Consider the following 259-nt stretch of genomic DNA (forward strand, 5'->3'; position numbering starts at 1 on the left):
GCCGGATCGCCGCCGAGAGCGAGCCGGTCAGATGCTCGATGCCGAGGGGATCGGTGTAGCAGGATGCCTCGAAGGTCGTGCCCTCGTGCGCGCGCTCCGCGCTCGCCGAGGTGACGCCGCCCTGGCCGACGTACATCGCGAGGTTGTCCAGGATCTCCGGCAGGTTGGCGTAGACCCGGGTCACCGGGGGGCCGGAGAGCGAACCCGCGAGGTAGCAGTACTGGCAATGGGCCGGGCAGCCCTCGGCGAGGTCGATGCG

1 protein-coding gene is annotated in these 259 nt (G+C 71.0%); it reads right to left on the minus strand.

From position 1 onward, the window contains the following. A partial coding sequence (locus MFF21_RS23765; RefSeq protein ID WP_373325093.1) for a spore photoproduct lyase family protein occupies positions 1–259 on the minus strand: 259 nt, incomplete at both ends.

The sequence above is a fragment of the Methylobacterium organophilum genome (assembly GCF_022179465.1).
GTDB lineage: Bacteria > Pseudomonadota > Alphaproteobacteria > Rhizobiales > Beijerinckiaceae > Methylobacterium > Methylobacterium organophilum.